Origin of the sequence: Azonexus sp. (assembly GCF_030824335.1) — a bacterium.
Lineage (GTDB): Bacteria > Pseudomonadota > Gammaproteobacteria > Burkholderiales > Rhodocyclaceae > Azonexus.
On record NZ_JAVBXX010000012.1, the window covers coordinates 61278 to 80864 of the forward strand.

Sequence of the window (19587 nt, forward strand, 5' to 3'; positions counted from 1 at the left end):
AAAAGGGCAAAGCGCTTATTCGACCGGTTTTTTCATCAGCACTTCACGACCGCCCCGGCCATCCATGCCCGACACCAGGCCGGCATTTTCCATGGCTTCGATCAGACGGGCTGAGCGGTTATAACCGATGCGCAAGTGGCGCTGAACCAGCGAAATCGACGCCCGCTGGTTTTTCAGCACGATTTCGACAGCCTGATCGTAGAGCGGATCAGCTTCGGCATCGGCCGCCCCTTCGCCGCCTTCACTACCGCCCTCTTCGTCGCCGGCACTGCCATTCAAAATATCTTCAATGTATTCCGGCGCACCGGTGGCTTTCAGATGCTCGACGACACGATGCACTTCATCATCGGAAACAAAAGCGCCATGAACACGGGTCGGGTAGCCGGTGCCCGGCGCCAGGTACAGCATGTCGCCCATGCCGAGCAGCGCTTCGGCCCCCATCTGGTCGAGGATGGTACGCGAGTCGATCTTGCTGGAAACCTGGAAGGACAGCCGGGTCGGAATGTTGGCCTTGATCAGGCCGGTGATCACGTCGACCGATGGCCGCTGGGTGGCCAGCACGAGATGGATGCCGGAAGCACGAGCCTTCTGGGCCAGGCGGGCGATCTGTTCCTCGACCTTTTTGCCGACCACCATCATCAGATCGGCCAGTTCGTCGATGATGACGACGATGAACGGCATGGTCTTCAAGGGTTCCGGTGCTTCTGGCGTCAGCGTCAGCGGATTCGGGATGTGTTCGCCTTTCTTCTCGGCGTCCCTGATCTTGCTGTTCAGGCCGGCGATGTTGCGCACGCCCATCGCCGACATCAGCTTGTAGCGCTTCTCCATCTCGGTGACGCACCAGTGCAACGCGTTGGCTGCCTGTTTCATGTCCGTGACGACCGGTGCCAGGAGATGCGGAATACCTTCGTAGATCGACAATTCGAGCATCTTGGGGTCAACCATGATCAGACGCACCTGATCCGGCTCGGCCTTGTAGAGCATCGACAGGATCATCGCATTGACCCCGACCGACTTGCCCGAACCGGTCGTCCCGGCAACCAGCAAATGCGGCGTCTTGGCCAGATCGGCGACGACCGGCAGGCCGCTGATGTCCTTACCCAGACAAACGGTTAGCGGACTGCTCATGTCGTTGTACGGCTTGCTGGAGATGATCTCGGACAACTTGACCGTCTGCCGCTTCGGGTTCGGCAGTTCGAGCGCCATGCACGACTTGCCCGGTACGGTTTCGACGACGCGGATCGAGACCATGGCCAGCGCGCGAGCCAGGTCGCGCGCCAGATTGACGATCTGTGCCCCCTTGACGCCGACTGCCGGTTCGATTTCGTAACGGGTGATGACCGGACCAGGCATCGCCGCCAGCACCTTGACCTGCACACCGAAGTCGGCGAGCTTGCGTTCGATCAGGCGCGAAGTGTATTCGAGGGTTTCCGGGCTGACCGTTTCCGTAGCCGGCGGCGCCGGGTCAAGCAGGTGCAGCGGTGGCAGTTGCCCGCCGACAATCGCTTCCGGGAAAAGCACAGACTGCTTCTCACGCTCGACCCGGGCCTCGGCCTTCTTCGACACGGGCACTTCGGGCGGCGGCGGTTCGATGATGATGATCGGTTCGTGCAGTTCAACCCGGCGCTTTTCCTCCTCGACCACCACCTCCCGCTGCTGCGCGACTTCCTTGCCGATCTGCCGGTCACGCCAGGCGTCGATGCGACCATAAGCCAGACCGGTAAGGGCTTCCAGTATCAAACCGAGTTTTTCAAAAGCCCACAACCAGGACATACCGGCAAAAGCGCTCCACCCGGCCGCCATCAGCGCCAGCAGGAACAGCGTCGCCCCGGTAAAACCCAGAACATCCCCCAACCATCGACTGATTTCCAGACCGAGCATGCCCCCGGGCACCAACGGCAACTCGGCCCCCAACGAATGAAAGCGCAGGGCTTCCAGCGCGGCGCTGGCCAGCAGCAACACGACAAACCCCGGCAAGGCCAGGTAAGGCGATGGCAAGGCAGTGCTGCCATCGGAATGCAGCTTGCGGAACCCCCACCAGACAAACATGCCAAGCAAAACAACCCACCACCAAGCAGAAACGCCAAAAACATACAGCAACAAATCGGATACCCAGGCGCCAGCCTTGCCCGCCGGATTTTGCAGGGCATGGCCGCCCACGGCATGCGACCAACCGGCGTCGCCGCGATGAAAGCCCCACAACGCCATGATCAGGAAGACGGCCAGCGCCCCCACACCCAACCAGCGCGATTCCTGCAGCAGGCTACCGATTTTGTCCGGCATTGGACTGTGGTCGTTTCGTTTGGCCATCGGCTTTCCCTTCAGCCGATTTCAGGATGGATAAAATCGGCGTAAATCATTACGAGTCATACAGTTAGCATGGAATTATAAACTGCTTTAATAGATTGGTTACGATCCTCGACAAAACGATGATCCATAAGGACGTTATAATTTTCCGGTCCAACTTACTGGCAGGAAAACATGACCAAAACCACACGCCACACCCCATTGATCATTCTCGGTTCCGGCCCGGCCGGCTACACTGCCGCCGTTTATGCTGCCCGTGCCAACCTGAAGCCGGTACTGATCACCGGCATGGCACAAGGTGGCCAACTGATGACCACGACCGAAGTCGATAACTGGCCGGCCGATGCCGATGGTGTGCAAGGTCCGGAACTGATGGCCCGCTTTGAAAAGCACGCCACCCGCTTCGATACCGAAATCATTTTCGACCACATCCACACCACGAAACTGACCGAAAAACCCTTCACGCTGATCGGTGACAGCGGCACCTACACCTGCGATGCGCTGATCATCGCCACCGGCGCTTCGGCCATGTATCTCGGCCTGCCTTCCGAACAGGCATTCAGCGGCAAAGGTGTCTCGGCCTGCGCGACCTGTGACGGCTTCTTCTACCGCAACAAGCCGGTCGCCGTCGTCGGCGGCGGCAACACCGCGGTCGAAGAGGCGCTCTACCTCGCCAACATCGCCAGCCACGTCACCGTGATTCACCGCCGGGAAAAATTCAAGGCCGAGAAGATCATGCAGGACAAGCTGTTCGAAAAGGAAAAAGCCGGCAAGGTCACCATCCTGTGGAACAGCACGCTGGACGAAGTACTCGGCGATGACTCCGGCGTCACTGGCCTGTCGATCAAGAACGTTCAGTCGGGCACGACGCAGAAAATCGACGTGCATGGCGTTTTCATCGCCATCGGCCACAAACCGAATACCGACATTTTTGCCGGTCAGCTGGAGATGGACAACGGCTACCTGGTTACCCAGGCCGGACGTCACGGCAATGCCACGCAAACCAGCATTCCCGGCGTTTTCGCCGCCGGCGACGTGCAGGACCAGATCTACAAGCAGGCCTGCACCTCGGCGGCCAGCGGCTGTATGGCCGCACTGGATGCCGAGCGTTATCTCGACAACCTCGGCCACGCCTGATCCATTTTGACTGACCCGGACGAGCTGACTGCAAGTCAGGCCGAGGATTTGGCCGCTTTCCGGGCGGCAGTGGCTGACGCGCAGCCGCTGCCTGCGGTCAACCGCGTAGAACTGGCAAAACCGCCATCGCGGCGCATCCAGCCACCACGGCCCATCGCAGAAAAACCGACTAAACGACGCAAGACAGCAGACGCACTGCCGGCTCGCTGGCAACAACAGGAAGCGGCAACACCTCGCCTGCCAGCCGATCCCGAGCAAGCATTTTTTCTTCGCGCCATGGCTGGGGTAGCACCGCTACAGAACGTTAACCGAGTCGTTCTCGGCCAACCGGCACCACCGCCGCAACCACAACAATCGATTGCCGACCGGCAGGCCGTCCTGCATGAAAGCCTGCACGCGCCGATTGGACTGGAAGACAGGCTGGAAGGCGGTGACGAGCCCTTTCACCTGCGTCAGGGACTGGCCATCACGGTACTACGTGATCTGCGCCGTGGACGCTGGGTCATTCAGGATGAAATCGACCTGCACGGACTGAACCGGGAACAAGCTCGCCATCTGGTTGCCAGTTTTTTGCAGACCTGCCTGCACCAGGGAAAACGCTGCGTGCGCATCGTGCATGGCAAAGGACTCGGCTCACCGCAAAAACAATCGATCCTGCGCCAACTGGTGCGTGGCTGGCTGGCCCAGCGCCAGGAAGTCCTGGCCTATTGCCAGGCCAAACCCCAGGATGGCGGCGAAGGCGCCCTGCTCGTCCTGCTTCGGTCGCCCAAACAAAACGGGGCGGCCTGAGCCACCCCGCACTTTCTGAGAATTACTGCGCTGGCCCCTGGGGCCAGCCTTTTGGTTCCATGGCCCTGGAAGCAGCCTTTGCCTCCACGGTCCCAAGGTCAGCGCTTGTTGCTATGGCCCCAGTAATTCGCCAAAAATCAGATTGCCGCTTCGTTGGTTTCGCCGGTGCGAATACGCACGACCTGCTCGACCGAACTGACGAAAATCTTGCCGTCACCAATTTTACCGGTTCGTGCCGCCTTGACGATTGCATCAATCGCCGGATCGACCTGCTCGCTCGCTACCACGATCTCGATCTTGACCTTGGGCAGAAAATCGACGACATACTCGGCGCCACGGTACAGTTCGGTATGGCCCTTCTGACGACCAAAGCCCTTGACCTCGGTGACAGTCAGGCCGGTAATCCCGACTTCCGACAAGGCTTCGCGCACTTCGTCCAGTTTGAACGGCTTGATGATGGCTTCGATTTTTTTCATGGACTGATCCCCTCTTCTCTGTTTGATCTCAAAATTCGTCGGCGTAGCGATTGGTGACAGGATAACGCCAATCCTTGCCAAAGCCACGCGGCGTGATGCGGATACCGATCGGTGCCTGGCGCCGTTTGTATTCGGCGATACGCAACAGGCGTACGACGCGCCGCACGGCATCTTCCGGCAGGCCGGCCGCAATGATCTCGCGCGGACTACGATCTTCTTCCATGTAGGCGCGAACGATGGCATCGAGCACTTCGTATTCAGGCAAGGAATCCTGATCGACCTGCCCCGGTTTCAGTTCGGCCGATGGCGGACGCACGATGATGTTTTCGGGCATCACGTCGGAAATCGTATTGCGGTAACGCGACAGACGGTAGACCAGCGTTTTGTACACATCCTTGATCACCGCGAAACCGCCAGCCATGTCGCCATACAACGTGCAGTAACCGACCGCCATTTCCGACTTGTTGCCGGTCGTCAGGACCAGCGCCCCGGTCTTGTTGGACAAGGCCATCAGGATGTTGCCGCGAATGCGCGCCTGAATATTCTCTTCGGTCGTGTCGGCCGGCAAACCGGCAAACAGCGGCGCCAGCATCTTTTCATAAGTCTGCATCGCCGGTTCGATGGCGATTTCGTCATAGCGCACGCCCAGCCGGCGCACCATTTCGCGCGAGTCGTCGAGGCTCATCTGCGCGGTATAAGGCGATGGCATCATCACCGCATGGACTTTTCCGGCCCCCAGCGCGTCGACCGCAACACACAGGGTCAGCGCCGAGTCGATGCCGCCGGACAGGCCGATGATGGCGCCCTTGAAGCCGGTCTTGCCAATGTAGTCGCGCACGCCGAGGACCAGCGCCGAGTAGGCCTCGCCTTCGAGTGACAGCACCTCTGCCAAGTCTGCCGACTGCAAACGTGGCCCGTCGACATCGACGATGCCGAGCGCCTCGCGAAATTGCGGCAGACGCATGGCAATCTGCTTGCGCGCATCGAGGGCAAACGATGCGCCGTCGAACACCAGTTCATCCTGTCCGCCCACCAGGTTGCAGTAAATGGCCGGCACGCCGGTGGCGGCGATACGCTCGCCCAGCACCTGCAGGCGTTCCTGATGCTTTTCCAGATGGCACGGCGAGGCGTTGAGGACCAGTACCAATTCGGCACCGGCCGCGCACGCCGCCTCGAAGGCACCCGCCTCCCAGATGTCGGCGCAGATATTGATGCCGCAACGCACACCGCCCAACGTGACGACACAGGCGGCATCGCCCGGCGTGAAATAACGCTTTTCGTCGAAGACGTCGTAGTTAGGCAGGCGAGTCTTGCGGTACACCGCAATTTTCCGGCCATTTTCAATGACCGAGGCGGCGTTGTAACACGCACCTTCATGTTCTTCCGGGTGGCCGACAATCAACGCAATCCCGTCGACACGGGATGCCAGATCGTCAAGCGCCCGCTGGCAGGCGCGGTAGAAATCCGGGCGCAGCAGCAGGTCTTCCGGCGGGTAGCCGCTCAACGCCAGCTCGGGCGTCAGCAGCACCTGCGCGCCGCGGGCTTTCGCCTCGGCTGCGCAGGCAATGATGCGTTCGACGTTGCCCGTCAGGTCTCCGACAACGGCATTGAACTGAGCAACGGCGACGCGCAGCATGGATTACTTGGCAGCCTGGTAACGGGCGACGCCTTCCATGACTTCCTTGCGGGCTTCTTCGATACCCTGCCAGCCAACGACCTTGACCCACTTGCCCGGTTCCAGATCCTTGTAGTGCTCGAAGAAATGGGAGATCTGCTTGCGCAGCAGTTCTGGGATGTCTTCGAAGGACTTGACGTCGTTGTACAGCGGGGTCAGCTTGGAAACTGGCACGGCCAGCAGCTTGGCGTCCTGGCCGCCTTCGTCTTCCATGGCCAGCATGCCGAGCGGACGGCAGCGGATGACAACGCCCGGCGGCAGCGGGAACGGGGTAACGACCAGCACGTCGACCGGATCACCGTCACCGGCGATGGTGTTGTTGATGTAGCCGTAGTTGCAGGGATAGTGCATCGCCGTACCCAGGAAACGGTCGACGAAAACGGCGCCGGATTCCTTGTCTACTTCGTACTTGACCGGATCGGAATTGGCGGTGATTTCGATGATGACGTTGAAGTCGTCAGGCAGGGACTTACCGGAAGAAACGTTGTTCAGGGACATCGTGAGCTCTCTGCGTTTAGGTTTGAAAAAAGAAGATTATAGCGCCCTGCGGCGACGTCATCAGCCCCAGGCGGCAAGAAACTCGCGCCAGTGCGCGGCATCGATCTTGCCCAGTTGGGCCTTGATGAAAGCGATTTCAGCCACTTCCTCATCGGCCGTCAGTTCGCCGCGCATGCGCCGGAAACGGTTGTAGACGAGATAGGTATTGACGACATCGGTTTCGCAGTAATCGCGAATGTCGGCCGCTTGTCCGGCCTGCCAGGCTTCCCAGACCTTGCTGCCGTCCATGCCGAGTTTTCCGGGAAAACCGAACAGCTTGGCCAGATCATCCAATGGCGCATTCGCCCGGGCGTTGTACAGCGCCAGCAAGTCCATCAGGTCCAGATGCCGGGTGTGGTAGCGGCTGATGTAGTTGTTCCACTTGAAATCACGCGAATCGGCGTAGTCGCCGTCGCCCATGTCCCAGTAGCGCGGCGCGGCGACGCCATGCAACATGCCGCGGTAGTGCAGCACCGGCAGGTCGAAACCGCTGCCATTCCACGAGACGATCTGTGGTGTGAATTTCTCGATACCGTCGAAGAAGCGCTGGATGATGGCGCCTTCGTCGAGCTCAGGTTCGGCCAGCGACCAGACCCTGAAGCCTTCGCTGGTGCGCAACGCACAGGAGATACTGACCACGCGCTGCAGATGCAACTGGATGAAGTCGTTGCCGGTCTTGGCCCGCCGCTGCTGAAAAGCCAGCTCGGCCACCTCGCCATCGGACAATTCGCCCGGCAGATCATTGAGACGGCGAAAGCCCGGGACATCGGGAATCGTCTCGATGTCAAACACCAGGACAGGCTTCATGCGGGAAAGACGCCGGTCGACAGGTAACGGTCACCACGATCGCAGACGATGGATACGATCACGGCGTTTTCCAGCCTCTGCGACAAACGTAGCGCAACGGCCAAAGCTCCGCCCGACGAAATGCCGGCGAAGATACCCTCTTCGGTCGCCAGACGCCGGGTCATTGCTTCGGCGTCGGCCTGCGACACGTATTCAATGCGGTCGACATTGGTTTTGTCGTAAATCTTCGGCAGGTAGGCTTCCGGCCATTTGCGGATGCCGGGAATCTGGCTGCCGTCTTCCGGCTGGCAACCGACGATCTGGATCGCCGGATTCTGCGCCTTCAGATAGGCCGAGGTACCCATGATGGTCCCGGTGGTGCCCATACTGGAGACGAAATGGGTGATCCGGCCATCGGTATCGCGCCAGATTTCCGGCCCGGTACCTTCGATGTGGGCGCGCGGGTTGTCCGGGTTGGCGAACTGGTCGAGGATGATGCCCTTGCCTTCATTGCGCATTTTTTCGGCAACATCGCGGCACAGCTCCATGCCGCCGTCCTTCGGCGTCAGCACCAGTTCGGCGCCGTAGGCGCGCATGCTCTGGCGACGCTCGATGCTCTGGTTTTCCGGCATCACCAGGATCATCTTGTAACCCTTGATCGCTGCGGCCATCGCCAGTGCAATACCGGTGTTGCCGGAGGTCGCCTCGATCAGCGTGTCACCCGGCTTGATGTCGCCACGCGCTTCGGCATGGACGATCATCGACAGCGCAGGGCGGTCCTTGACCGACCCGGCAGGGTTGTTGCCTTCAAGCTTGGCCAGGATGACGTTGTTGCGCTTATCGTTGTCCACGCCGGGAATGCGCTGCAGACGAACCAGCGGGGTATTGCCGACAAAATCCTGCAGGGTTTTATACATTGCGGTTCAGCCACTCGATATATTGGGAAACGCCTTCCTCAACCGTGGCCATCGGCGCAACGTAGCCGGCATCGCGCAAACGGGTCAGATCGGCCTGCGTGAATGCCTGGTATTTGCCTTTCAGCGCCTCGGGGAAGGCGATGTATTCGAGCAAACCCTGTGCCCGCAACTCGGCCAGCGTCAGCGGCGCGGCGTTTTTGGCCTTCAAGCAACCGTTGACCGCAGCAACGGCCACGTCGTTGAAGCTCTGCGCCCGACCGGAGCCGAGATTGAAGATGCCGGACTTTTCCGGGTGGTCGAGGAAGAACAGATTGACCTTGGCCACGTCGCCGACGAAAACGAAATCGCGCTGCTGACCGCCATTCTCGTAACCGTGCGAGCCCTCGAACAGCTTGACCTTGCCGTCGGCGCGGAACTGGTTGAAGTTGTGAAAGGCGACCGACGCCATGCGCCCCTTGTGCGTTTCGCGCGGACCATAGACGTTGAAGTAGCGGAAGCCGACGATCTGCGACGACGGATTCTGCGCCAGCTTTTGCCGGACAACCTGGTCAAACAGGAACTTGGAGTAGCCGTAAACATTGAGCGGCCCTTCGTACTGACGCTCTTCCTTGAACACATTGCTGGCACCGTAGGTTGCCGCGCTGGAGGCGTACAGGAACTGCACGTCCTGATCGAGACACCAGTCGAGCAGGATGCACGAATAGCGGTAATTGTTCTCCATCATGTAGCGGCCATCGGTTTCCATGGTGTCCGAACAGGCACCTTCATGGAAGATGGCGTCAATCTCGCCGTCGAAATGCCCGGCCTGGATGCGCTCGATGAAATCCTGCTTGTCGATGTAATCGGCAATTTCGCAATCGATCAGGTTCTTGAATTTTTCTGCCTTGCTCAGGTTGTCGACCGCAATAATCTTCGTCACACCACGCTCGTTGAGCGCCTTGACGATATTGGAACCGATGAAGCCGGCAGCGCCGGTAACGACTGTGTACATGGTTTTTTCCTTACAGGGCACCCGCGATTTCATCGCGGGTCACAACGGCGGTTCCCAGTTTGCCGACCACGATGCCGGCAGCAACATTGGCGACACGAATGGCTTCGGCCCAGTCGGCACCGGCAGCAAGCATCACGGCAAGCGTGGCGATGACGGTATCGCCGGCACCGGAGACATCGAAGACCTCGCGGGCCTGCGCTGCCTGATGAAAAGTCTGGCCATCGGCGAAGAGCGTCATGCCCTCCTCGCTGCGGGTGACCAGCAGGGCTTCCAGGCCGAGCTCGCCGCACAACTTGGTCGCCTTGGCGAACATCTCGGCCTCTGACGACCAGCGACCAACCACATCGCGCAATTCCGAGCGATTCGGCGTAATCACCGTCGCCCCGGCATATTTATCCCACTCATCGCCCTTCGGGTCGACCAGCACGGGTTTAGCCGCCGCGCGGGCCAGACGGATCATCTCGGCGATGTGGGTCAAGCCGCCCTTGCCGTAATCGGACAGAATGACAATATCGCAGTCAGTGAGCCGACGCTCGAACTCGGCCAGCTTGGCATCGAGAATTTCATGCGACGGCGTGGTTTCGAAATCGATGCGCAGCAGTTGTTGCTGGCGCCCGATCACCCGCAACTTGACCGTCGTGTCGATCTCGCGGTCAACCTGCAAATCGGCGGCAATTTGCCCTTCTGCGAGCAGTTGACCGAGCGTACGTCCGGCTTCGTCATCCCCGACGACCGACAGCAAGGTGGTCCGTGCGCCCAGCGACGCCGCGTTGCGCGCCACGTTGGCTGCGCCACCCAGGCGCTCTTCCATGCGTGTCACCTTGACCACCGGCACCGGCGCCTCCGGCGAAATGCGACTGACCTCACCGAACCAGTAACGGTCGAGCATCACATCGCCGACGACGAGCAGGCGCACCTGCGAAAGTTTTTCCAGCATTGAAATCCTACAGGGATTGATCAAATTCTTCGCTACGGCGCGGCGGGTTGGTTTCCCAGCCGCCACAGGCCGGACACCGCCAGTAGAACTGGCGCGCCTTGAAGCCGCAATTATTGCACCGATAACGGGACAAGCGGCGCGTGTAGCCCTGCACGATGGTTTTTGCCAGATCGAGATCCGGCCGGACTTCCGGCGAACTAAGCGGCAGACGGGCACTGATCAGTTTTTCCAGGCCCAGCAGGGTTGGATTGCGCTGCAACTCGGCACGCACCAGCCGGTACGCCGCCTCGTTGCCTTCGCCCTCAAGAACCAGTTGGTACACCACGTCAAGCAGATCGAGCGATGGATAATGTTCGAGATAACCGCCAAGCAACGCGATGCCCTCGGCGCGCCGGTCCAGCTTGCGATAGGTTTCAACGAGGCGCTGGGCAACCAGCGACAGGTAGGCCGGGTCCTGCTGCTCTATCCCCTGCCAGACCTTGATCGCAGCCTCCAGATCACCCTCCTGCGCCAGCAGATCGCCAAGCAACATGCTGGCCCGGACACATTTTCGATTTTCCTGCATCGCCACATCGAGATACTGCCTTGCCGAATCGCTGCGCGAACGCATGATTTCACCGGCGGCAAGCTCGCAGTAGTATTCGGCGATATCCCGATGAGAGGCGACATCAGGCAATTCACGGGCGATATCGATGGCCTTCTGCCACTCCTTGCCGACTTGATAGATTTCCAGCAACGAGGCCTTGGCATCGCTCTCGCGTGGAGTGCCAATCAGCTTGTTGAAAATCTCCTCAGCCCGGTCAAGCAAGCCAGCCTTGAGAAAATCCTGTCCCAGTTCGGTCAGAGCCAGCAGACGGTGCTTGTCCTCAATTTCCGGCAACTCCAGCAAATTCTGGTGCATGCGAATGGCGCGCTCTGTTTCACCTCGACGGCGGAACAGATTACCCAGCGCAAAGTGCAATTCAACCGTCTGCGAATCGACCTTGGCCACTTCGAGAAAGGAATCGATGGCCTTGTCCGGCTGCTCGTTGAGCAGGAAATTCAGGCCTTTGAAATAGGAACGCGGCAGCGTGCGCGACTCATGCACCACCTGGCGCATGTCGACCCGCGCAGCCATCCAGCCCAAGGCAAAAAACAGGGGGACCAGCAACAGCTGCCAGTATTCGAATAATTCGTTCATGGTTGCGGAGGGATAACCGGCATTGCTTCATTTCCCGGCTTGGCAAGCATCCGCTTAAGGCGTGAAATCTCCCTGCGCTGACCAAAGATCATACCGAGTAGCGACAAGAGCCCTAGAATTGCACCACCGGCAAAAAAGGCCAGCAAGAGAATAACCAACGGTGCCTGCCACTGATAATCGGGCGCCAGGGTCAAGGTGACCAGCGCGGTGTTCTGCATGGCAAAAACCACCAGAAAGACAAAAATGATGAGCCTTGCGACCCAGGTGAGAGCTGTCATGACATTCAATAAAAAGGGGCAGTGAAAAGCTTCACTGCCCCGAATCTACCACATAGTGCCAACCCGGCCTCAGATCGACTGATCGACCCGCTCGCGCAGTTCCTTGCCGGCTTTGAAGTGGGGAACCCACTTTGCCGGCACGCTGACCTTGTCTCCCGATTTGGGATTACGTCCAACGCGAGGCGGCCGGTAGTTCAGTGCAAAGCTGCCAAATCCGCGGATCTCGATACGATCTCCGCGCACCAGCGCTTCGGACATCGCATCGAGAATCATCTTGACCGCGAAATCGGCATCCTTCGCTACCAACTGTGGAAACCGCTCCGCCAGCCGGGCGATGAGCTCGGATTTGGTCATGCTTTACGCCTATCAGCCTTGCTGATTCAGCTTGGCCTTGAGCAACGCACCCAGGTTGGTCGTACCGGTAGCAGCAGAAGAGTCAGAAGAGAACTTCTGCAGCGCTTCATGCTGATCAGCTTGATCCTTAGCCTTGATGGACAGGTTGATACCACGAGTCTTGCGATCGACATTGATGATCATCGCTTCGACTTCATCACCGACCTTCAGGTGCTGCGACAAATCTTCGGTACGCTCGCGGGAGAACTCGGAGGCACGCAGATAGGCTTCGTTCTCGCCATCCAGTTGAACCACGGCACCTCGGGCATCAACCGTCTTGACAATGCCGCGGACGATGCTGTTCTTCTCGTGGGTCGCAATGAAGTTGGCGTACGGGTCGCCATCCATCTGCTTGATACCGAGGGAAATGCGTTCCTTCTCGACATCGATACCGAGGACCAGAGCTTCGACTTCATCGCCCTTCTTGAAGTTGCGGATGGCTTCTTCGCCGGTGGCAGACCAGGACAGGTCGGACAGGTGAACCAGACCATCGATACCACCAGGCAGACCGATGAAGATGCCGAAGTCGGTAATCGACTTGATGGCGCCCTTAACCTTGTCACCCTTCTTGTGGTTCATCGCGAAGTCGTCCCAAGGATTAGCCTGGCACTGCTTCATGCCCAGGGAGATACGACGACGTTCTTCGTCGATTTCCAGGATCATGACTTCAACTTCGTCGCCCAGGGAAACAACCTTGGACGGATGGACGTTCTTGTTGGTCCAGTCCATTTCGGACACGTGCACCAGACCTTCGATGCCCTGTTCGATTTCGACGAAACCACCGTAATCGGTCAGGTTGGTGACCTTGCCGAACAGGCGGGTGCCTGCCGGATAGCGGCGGCCGATACCGACCCACGGATCATCGCCCAGTTGCTTCATGCCCAGGGAGACGCGGTTCTTCTCGGCGTCGAACTTGAGGATCTTGGCGGTAACTTCGTCACCAACGTTGAGCACTTCGCTCGGGTGACGGACACGGCGCCAGGCCAGGTCGGTGATGTGCAGCAGACCATCGATGCCGCCCAGATCGACGAATGCACCGTAATCGGTGATGTTCTTGACGATACCCTTGACGGTGGAACCTTCCTTGAGGTTCTCCATGAGCTTTTCGCGATCCTTGTCGGCGGTCGCTTCGAGAACGGCACGGCGGGACAGGACGACGTTGTTGCGCTTGCGATCGAGCTTGATGACCTTGAACTCAAGGGTCTTGCCTTCGTACGGGGTAGTGTCCTTGACCGGACGCATGTCGACCAGCGAGCCCGGGAGGAAAGCACGGACGCCGTTGGACATGACGGTCAGACCGCCCTTGACCTTGCCGGTGATGGTGCCGCTGACCAGCGCGCCATCATTCAGGGCCTGCTCCAGGAAGTTCCAGGAGGCGATGCGCTTGGCGCGATCGCGAGACAGGCGGGTCGAGCCGTAGCCGTCTTCCAGCATTTCGATGGCGACCTGGACGAAATCGCCAACGGCGACTTCAACTTCACCCTGGTCGTTCAGGAATTCTTCTACGGGAACGTAGGATTCAGATTTCAGGCCGGCATTGACCACAACGAAGTTGTGATCGATGAGCACCACTTCTGCAGTGATGACTTCGCCTTGACGCATTTCCTGGCGAGCCAGGGATTCTTCAAATAGTTGAGCAAAAGATTCCATTACGGAGCGAGTTCCTTGCCACGAATCAAACGACCCGCAGCGGGTTAGGGGTTAACAACCCAGGTTACAAACAAGTTACCAGCCCCATGGCCGGCAACGCCTTGCTACGACTTCATTTACCACTGTTTCTTACAATACTTCCACGACCCAATCCAGCACCTGTTTCACCGCCTGTTCGATGGTGAGATGCGACGTATCGAGCAACCTGGCATCTGCCTCCTGCCTGAGCGGCGCCACGCTGCGCTGCGAATCTCGCGCGTCACGTTGCTGCAGATCAGATAGAAGGTGCGGGAGATTAGCAGAGAAACCTTTGTCGATCAACTGGTTATAGCGACGCTCAGCACGCACTTCAGCACTGGCCGTGAGAAAAACCTTGAGCTTGGCCTGCGGAAAGATGACCGACCCCATGTCACGCCCATCACCCACCAGACCAGGCGCAGTGTTGAAGACCCGCTGTCGGAACAACAAGGCATCGCGCACGGCTGGCAGAGCGGCGACCTGCGAGGCCCCCGCCGAGATGTCTTCGGTGCGGATGGCATCGCCCACCAACTCGCCATTCAGCCGGATATCACTCTCGGAAAAGACGACATCGAGCGCCGCGGCAATTACAGCAACTTGCGCTTCGTCGGTCCACGCCACGCCGGCTCGCTGCGCAGCGAGTGCGGTCAACCGGTACAGCGCGCCAGAGTCGAGATAGGCATAACCCAGCGCAGCGGCGACCCGTGCCGCCACCGTGCCCTTGCCCGACGCCGATGGCCCGTCAATGGCGATGACTGGTGCAATTCGGGTCACGGTCGCAAAACGTTCGAAATAATCCGGGAAGGTCTTGGCCACACACTTCGGATCGTTGATGCGCAATGGCGTGGCGAATGCCGCGAGCGAGAAGCACATCGCCATGCGGTGATCATCGTAGGTATCGATGGCAGCAGGTCTGATCCCGCAAGGGGACTTCCGGTCGGGTGCGGTCGACGGGGTGATTTTGATGAAATCTGCACCCTCCTCGACCTCGATACCGATCTTGCGGAGTTCGGTGGCCATGGCCGCGATGCGGTCGGTTTCCTTGACCCGCCAACTGGCGATATTGCGCAACGTCGTCGTGCCTTTGGCGAACAACGCGGCCGTGGCCAGCGTCATCGCTGCGTCGGGAATGTGATTGCAATCGAGGTCGACAGCAACCAGGCCGCCCTGCGGTGCGCGAGCCTCCATCCAGTTCGGCCCGGTTTCGATGACGGCGCCCATCCGGGCCAGCGCCTCGGCAAATTTGACATCACCCTGGATCGAATCGCGACCGACGCCTTCAACCCGCACCGGTCCGCCACCGATGGCACCGAGCGCGAGAAAATAGGAAGCCGACGAGGCATCACCCTCGACATAAACGGTACCCGGCGACACATAGCGGCTGCCGGCACGCACGGTAAAGCGCTGCCAGCCCTCACGCTCGACGGTCACGCCGAAGCGGGCCATGATGGCCAGCGTAATCTCGATATAGGGTTTGGAAATCAGCTCGCCAATGACGTCGACCGCAACTGTCTGCCCGGTCAGCGGCAAGGCCATCAGCAGACCGGTCAGAAACTGGCTGGAGACATCGCCGCGCACACTGACCACGCCGTCCGGACGGATCGTCGCCGGCCTCAGGTGCAAGGGCGGGTAGCCGTCGTTGCCAAGATAAGTCACATCGGCGCCAAGCTGGCGCAGGCCATCGACCAGATCGCCAATCGGCCGCTCATGCATCCGGGCCACGCCCTTCAGTACGTAGTCACCACCGGCCAGTGCCAGCGCCGCCGTCAGCGGACGGAAGGCCGTCCCGGCATTACCGAGAAACAGTTCCGCCTGGCGCACCGGAAAATGCCCGGCACAGCCGGTGATCCGCCAATTCTCGCCACCCAGCGAAACCACACCAACCCCGAGCACTTTCAAGGCATCGAGCATGCGCTCCGTATCATCGGAGGCCAGCAGATCACGCACTTCGGTCTCGCCATCGGCCAGCGCGGCCAGCAACAACACGCGATTGGAAATGCTTTTCGAGCCAGGCAGACGAACCGTGCCGGCAGCCGAAATCAGTTGGGGAAGATCGAGGAACTCAAGACTCAAGGAAAACTCCGTTCTGGGTTATCGGGCACCTGGCCGCCCACTGCCTCAGGGATTGACATATTCGGGAACAAAACGCTTCAGACCGACCCTGACCTCGGAAAAATCCTTTACCTTCGGCAGCAACCAAGCCTGCAACTCGGCAAATTCGGCATCACTCATCTTGTCCGTCTGTTTGGCAATACGCAGCTTGGGGTGTGGCGTCGCCAAGGCTGTCTCACCATCGGCCAGTAGTTCTTCAAACAGCTTCTCGCCTGGACGCAAACCCGGAAACTCCAGGCGAATTTCTTCTTCGGAAAAACCGGAAAGCCGGATCATGTCGCGGGCCAGATCAACAATCTTGACCGGTTCACCCATGTCGAGTACAAAAATTTCGCCGCCCTGCCCCATCCATCCCGCCTGCAGCACCAATTGGGCAGCTTCCGGAATGGTCATGAAAAACCGGACGATATCGGGATGCGTTACGGTCACCGGGCCACCGCGGGCAATTTGTTCGCGGAACTTGGGAATCACGCTGCCATTGCTACCCAGCACATTACCAAAACGGACGGTCACGAATCGCGTCTTGCCTTCATTCTGGATCGAACGACACAAGCGTTCGGCAAGTCGCTTGCTTGCCCCCATGACATTCGTCGGATTAACCGCCTTGTCGGTCGAGATCAGGACGAATTTGTCGACCCCGGCCTTCTGGGCAGCCCTGGCCAGAGTCAAGGTACCAAAAGCATTGGTCCGCACCGCCTGCCAGGCATTGGCATACTCCATCAAAGGTACATGCTTGTAAGCCGCTGCGTGAAAAATGACATCCGGTCGCTCTGCCGCCAACAACTCGGCGACACGCTCGTTATCCCTGACGTCACCCGCCCAGCAACTGCGCACGATCCCCGGAAAGGTGTGCGCCAAATCTTCGTCGATCTGGTAAAGGGCAAACTCGGATGTTTCCAGCAAGACCAAGCGGGTTGGAGAAAAACGCGCGATTTGCCGGCACAACTCGGCACCGATCGATCCGCCTGCACCGCTGACCAGCACCACCCGATCAGTCAGCAACTCATGCAAACCATCCTGATCCAAGGCCACGGCATCGCGCCCAAGCAAATCCTCCAGCTCAACCCGTCGGATGCTCGATACCGAGACCCGACCAGCCAGCAAATCATCGTACGACGGCATTGTCATGACCGTCAGACCGGCAGCCGAGGCGATCTCGGCTGCTTGCCGACGCTCCAGCGTCGTCGAGGCAGGCATGGCCATAATGACGTGCTGCACCGAATATTTTTGCGCCAGGTCGGGAATGATCTGCAACGGCCCAAAAACCGGCAAGCCACGCAGGCGACGCCCTTTGTTGGCGGGATCCTTGCTGACGACTGCTACGGCATACCACAAGCCGCTGCGATGCAATTCCCGCAATAAAGAATCAGCAGCCTCACCCGCGCCAAGAACCAGCACCGGCTGTCCGCGCATTTTGGTCGGACCATAAAGTCGATGCTCTTTCCAGCTCCGATAGGCAAAGCGGCTCCCCCCCATCATCAAGGCCAGCAACATGGGATGCATGACCAACACGGAACGCGGAATGCCTTCGAGTCGCAAAAAAACCACGGCGACGAGCGTCAATACGGCGCCCGAAACCACGGCATAAATCAAATGCTGCAAATCGGACAAACTGGCAAAACGCCAAAGACCACGATACAAACCGAAGGTAAAAAAGAGGATACCGAACAGCGGGACAATCCAGACCAGGGAACGGGTGGCCGAGGCGGCAAACTCGGGCGGCAAATCGAAATTGAAGCGCAACCAGAAAGCCAGCATCCACGCCAAACCCGCCGCGACCAGATCGTGGAGAAAAGCAGCCAGGGTGCGTGGATTCGTCATGCAGCGCGTTCCGGAAATATTCGACAACAGATCGGCGAACGATCAAAACCCTTTATTCTAACCTGCCGGATGCAATTTCAATGAGATACACCATCACGACGCAGCACTTTGACAAAAGTCAGCCAGATTATCCAGAGATCGAAGTGCAATGAACGTCGCACTAGATACTCCGCATCCAGTTTGACTTTCTCGGGAATGGGCAACTCATCCCGACCATTGATTTGCGCCCAACCGGTAAGCCCTGGCAGCAATTCGTGAACGCCCTGCTCGGTACGCAGGGCAATCAAGTCATCCTGATTGAACAAAGCCGGGCGCGGACCGACGAAACTCATGTCACCGACCAGGATGCTCCACAACTGCGGCAATTCGTCGAGACTGGAACGACGCAGGAAAGAACCGATTGGCGTCAGACAGGCGTCGGGATTGGTCAGCAAATGTGTGGCTACCGCCGGCGTGCCGATGCGCATGCTGCGAAACTTGGGCATCTTGAAAATCCGGTTATGCCGTCCGACCCGATCCGACCAGTAAAGCGCCGGCCCGGCAGAGGTCAGGCGAACCGCAATGGCGACCAGCAGTAACGGCACGATCAAAATCGCCCCCGCCACCACGGCCAGCAAAAAATCCATGCAGCGTTTCATTTTTTCAGCATCTCGGTCAAACCTGCGGTCACCCCAATCCGGGCCTGCCACCCCAGCTCCCGTTGAATGCGCGCTGGCGAATACCAGGCTGACTGCAGCAAACGCGCCAGCACTTCACTGTCGAACGGGAAGCGTCGCCCGGCCAACGGGGCTAGCGCATCCCCCGCACGTGCCAGCAATTGCAACAAGAATTCCGGTACTGTCCAGCGACAAGGCGGCAAGCCCTGCGCAGCACGCAATGCGTCAAACAAGGTCCGCCCGGACGGCGCCTCATGATGCGCCACAATATAGGTCTTGCCGGCTGCCCGAACATCGTCGGCCACCAGCGTCATGGCCGAGAGCACGTCATCGACATGAACCAGGGAGCGATGATTGCCGGTATCCGGCAACGGCGGAAACCAGCCACGTCGGACCAGCCGTCCCATGCGCTCGAGATTCCCCCGGCCACCTGCGCCATAAACCATGGCCAAACGCAGATTAACGACATGCATGCCATAACGCCTGCCCGCCTCAAGCACCGCCGCCTCGGCCGCGGCCTTGGCTTGACCATAGGCCGTTTCCGGCACGCCTGGAAAATCCTCATCGACCATGGCCTCGCCGGGCTCGGCCATCGCCTTGACGCTGGAAAGAAAAACAAACTTGCGCACGCCGGCCTGCCCGGCGGCCTCGACCAGATTGCGTGTACCGTCGAAATTGACCTGCCAGTGCCTGGCCGTATCCTCGGCGGAACGGGAAGAAAAGGCGTGCGCATGACCGGCGCAGTGAAAGAGACGATCCACACCGGCGCAAGCCACAGACAAGGCGGCGGGATCGGTCAATACAGTTCTACCTGAAGCATCCGGACGACAGGACAGCAAGCGGCACTCCCGCCCCACTGCCAGCAATCGGCGATGCAGACGGGCACCGATGAATCCCGAGCCTCCAGAAATCAGATCCACGGCAAAC

18 protein-coding genes are annotated in these 19587 nt (G+C 59.4%); 2 read left to right on the forward strand and 16 right to left on the reverse strand.

All coding sequences use genetic code 11. The features are described from left to right. Window positions 1–15: 15 nt before the first annotated feature. On the reverse strand, window positions 16–2310 hold the full coding sequence (locus RCI20_RS09170) for a DNA translocase FtsK (RefSeq protein ID WP_306604607.1): 2295 nt from the start codon (window positions 2308–2310) through the stop codon (window positions 16–18). Between the two features lie 171 nt (window positions 2311–2481). On the opposite strand from RCI20_RS09170, the gene trxB reads away from it, so the two are divergent. Continuing rightward, window positions 2482–3444: a thioredoxin-disulfide reductase gene (gene trxB / locus RCI20_RS09175; protein WP_306604609.1), complete on the forward strand. Its 963-nt coding sequence runs from the start codon at window positions 2482–2484 to the stop codon at window positions 3442–3444. A gap of 6 nt (window positions 3445–3450) precedes the next feature. Beyond that, the gene (locus RCI20_RS09180) at window positions 3451–4233 is read left to right on the forward strand and encodes a Smr/MutS family protein (RefSeq protein ID WP_306604611.1); all 783 of its coding nucleotides are present in this window, start codon (window positions 3451–3453) and stop codon (window positions 4231–4233) included. 137 nt (window positions 4234–4370) lie between these two features. Here the strand turns inward: RCI20_RS09180 and RCI20_RS09185 are convergent, their stop codons facing one another. The 15 genes from RCI20_RS09185 to RCI20_RS09255 form a co-directional block, all read right to left on the reverse strand. Continuing rightward, on the reverse strand, window positions 4371–4709 hold the full coding sequence (locus RCI20_RS09185; protein ID WP_306604614.1) for a P-II family nitrogen regulator: 339 nt from the start codon (window positions 4707–4709) through the stop codon (window positions 4371–4373). Window positions 4710–4737: 28 nt separating this feature from the next. Further along, complete coding sequence (locus RCI20_RS09190; protein WP_306604616.1) at window positions 4738–6345, reverse strand: NAD+ synthase; 1608 nt, start codon at window positions 6343–6345, stop codon at window positions 4738–4740. 3 nt (window positions 6346–6348) lie between these two features. Beyond that, window positions 6349–6882 carry an inorganic diphosphatase gene (ppa, locus tag RCI20_RS09195; RefSeq protein WP_306604618.1) on the reverse strand — a complete coding sequence of 178 codons (534 nt, stop codon included), beginning with the start codon at window positions 6880–6882 and terminating at the stop codon, window positions 6349–6351. Between the two features lie 60 nt (window positions 6883–6942). After that, a complete protein-coding gene (locus RCI20_RS09200; RefSeq protein WP_306604620.1) occupies window positions 6943–7728 on the reverse strand; it encodes a 3'-5' exonuclease in 786 nt (261 codons plus the stop codon). Beyond that, window positions 7725–8624 (reverse strand): cysteine synthase CysM, encoded by a 900-nt coding sequence (gene cysM / locus RCI20_RS09205; protein ID WP_306604622.1) that lies wholly within the window; start codon window positions 8622–8624, stop codon window positions 7725–7727. Before cysM ends, RCI20_RS09200 begins: the two co-directional genes overlap by 4 nt. Continuing rightward, the gene (rfaD, locus tag RCI20_RS09210) at window positions 8617–9615 is read right to left on the reverse strand and encodes an ADP-glyceromanno-heptose 6-epimerase (RefSeq protein ID WP_306604624.1); all 999 of its coding nucleotides are present in this window, start codon (window positions 9613–9615) and stop codon (window positions 8617–8619) included. Before rfaD ends, cysM begins: the two co-directional genes overlap by 8 nt. A 10-nt stretch (window positions 9616–9625) precedes the next feature. Continuing rightward, the gene (gene rfaE1 / locus RCI20_RS09215; RefSeq protein ID WP_306604626.1) at window positions 9626–10552 is read right to left on the reverse strand and encodes a D-glycero-beta-D-manno-heptose-7-phosphate kinase; all 927 of its coding nucleotides are present in this window, start codon (window positions 10550–10552) and stop codon (window positions 9626–9628) included. Between the two features lie 7 nt (window positions 10553–10559). Continuing rightward, the gene (gene lapB / locus RCI20_RS09220; protein ID WP_306604628.1) at window positions 10560–11732 is read right to left on the reverse strand and encodes a lipopolysaccharide assembly protein LapB; all 1173 of its coding nucleotides are present in this window, start codon (window positions 11730–11732) and stop codon (window positions 10560–10562) included. After that, the gene (locus RCI20_RS09225; RefSeq protein WP_306604630.1) at window positions 11729–12010 is read right to left on the reverse strand and encodes a lipopolysaccharide assembly LapA domain-containing protein; all 282 of its coding nucleotides are present in this window, start codon (window positions 12008–12010) and stop codon (window positions 11729–11731) included. The genes lapB and RCI20_RS09225 overlap by 4 nt, the downstream gene beginning before the upstream one ends. A 69-nt stretch (window positions 12011–12079) precedes the next feature. Continuing rightward, on the reverse strand, window positions 12080–12364 hold the full coding sequence (locus RCI20_RS09230) for an integration host factor subunit beta (RefSeq protein WP_076092768.1): 285 nt from the start codon (window positions 12362–12364) through the stop codon (window positions 12080–12082). A 12-nt stretch (window positions 12365–12376) separates the two neighbouring features. Beyond that, the gene (gene rpsA / locus RCI20_RS09235) at window positions 12377–14053 is read right to left on the reverse strand and encodes a 30S ribosomal protein S1 (RefSeq protein ID WP_306604633.1); all 1677 of its coding nucleotides are present in this window, start codon (window positions 14051–14053) and stop codon (window positions 12377–12379) included. 129 nt (window positions 14054–14182) lie between these two features. Further along, a complete protein-coding gene (locus tag RCI20_RS09240) occupies window positions 14183–16144 on the reverse strand; it encodes a bifunctional 3-phosphoshikimate 1-carboxyvinyltransferase/cytidylate kinase (protein ID WP_306604635.1) in 1962 nt (653 codons plus the stop codon). Window positions 16145–16189: 45 nt separating this feature from the next. After that, complete coding sequence (locus tag RCI20_RS09245; RefSeq protein ID WP_306604637.1) at window positions 16190–18004, reverse strand: nucleoside-diphosphate sugar epimerase/dehydratase; 1815 nt, start codon at window positions 18002–18004, stop codon at window positions 16190–16192. Window positions 18005–18081: 77 nt separating this feature from the next. Continuing rightward, window positions 18082–18630: a sugar transferase gene (locus RCI20_RS09250; protein WP_306604639.1), complete on the reverse strand. Its 549-nt coding sequence runs from the start codon at window positions 18628–18630 to the stop codon at window positions 18082–18084. Window positions 18631–18638: 8 nt separating this feature from the next. Continuing rightward, window positions 18639–19580, reverse strand: coding sequence for an NAD-dependent epimerase/dehydratase family protein (locus RCI20_RS09255; protein ID WP_306604642.1), 942 nt, complete (start codon window positions 19578–19580; stop codon window positions 18639–18641). Between the last annotated feature and the right edge of the window lie 7 nt (window positions 19581–19587).

Coding starts and splice junctions, on each gene's coding strand:
- rfaE1 (WP_306604626.1), bottom strand. CDS start 10,552: ATGCTGGAAAAACTTTCGCAGGTGCGCCTGCTCGTCGTCGGCGATGTG.
- rfaD (WP_306604624.1), bottom strand. CDS start 9,615: ATGTACACAGTCGTTACCGGCGCTGCCGGCTTCATCGGTTCCAATATC.
- rpsA (WP_306604633.1), bottom strand. CDS start 14,053: ATGGAATCTTTTGCTCAACTATTTGAAGAATCCCTGGCTCGCCAGGAA.
- RCI20_RS09230 (WP_076092768.1), bottom strand. CDS start 12,364: ATGACCAAATCCGAGCTCATCGCCCGGCTGGCGGAGCGGTTTCCACAG.
- RCI20_RS09225 (WP_306604630.1), bottom strand. CDS start 12,010: ATGACAGCTCTCACCTGGGTCGCAAGGCTCATCATTTTTGTCTTTCTG.
- lapB (WP_306604628.1), bottom strand. CDS start 11,732: ATGAACGAATTATTCGAATACTGGCAGCTGTTGCTGGTCCCCCTGTTT.
- RCI20_RS09185 (WP_306604614.1), bottom strand. CDS start 4,709: ATGAAAAAAATCGAAGCCATCATCAAGCCGTTCAAACTGGACGAAGTG.
- ppa (WP_306604618.1), bottom strand. CDS start 6,882: ATGTCCCTGAACAACGTTTCTTCCGGTAAGTCCCTGCCTGACGACTTC.
- RCI20_RS09170 (WP_306604607.1), bottom strand. CDS start 2,310: ATGGCCAAACGAAACGACCACAGTCCAATGCCGGACAAAATCGGTAGC.
- trxB (WP_306604609.1), top strand. CDS start 2,482: ATGACCAAAACCACACGCCACACCCCATTGATCATTCTCGGTTCCGGC.
- RCI20_RS09245 (WP_306604637.1), bottom strand. CDS start 18,004: ATGACGAATCCACGCACCCTGGCTGCTTTTCTCCACGATCTGGTCGCG.
- RCI20_RS09200 (WP_306604620.1), bottom strand. CDS start 7,728: ATGAAGCCTGTCCTGGTGTTTGACATCGAGACGATTCCCGATGTCCCG.
- RCI20_RS09190 (WP_306604616.1), bottom strand. CDS start 6,345: ATGCTGCGCGTCGCCGTTGCTCAGTTCAATGCCGTTGTCGGAGACCTG.
- RCI20_RS09250 (WP_306604639.1), bottom strand. CDS start 18,630: ATGGATTTTTTGCTGGCCGTGGTGGCGGGGGCGATTTTGATCGTGCCG.
- cysM (WP_306604622.1), bottom strand. CDS start 8,624: ATGTATAAAACCCTGCAGGATTTTGTCGGCAATACCCCGCTGGTTCGT.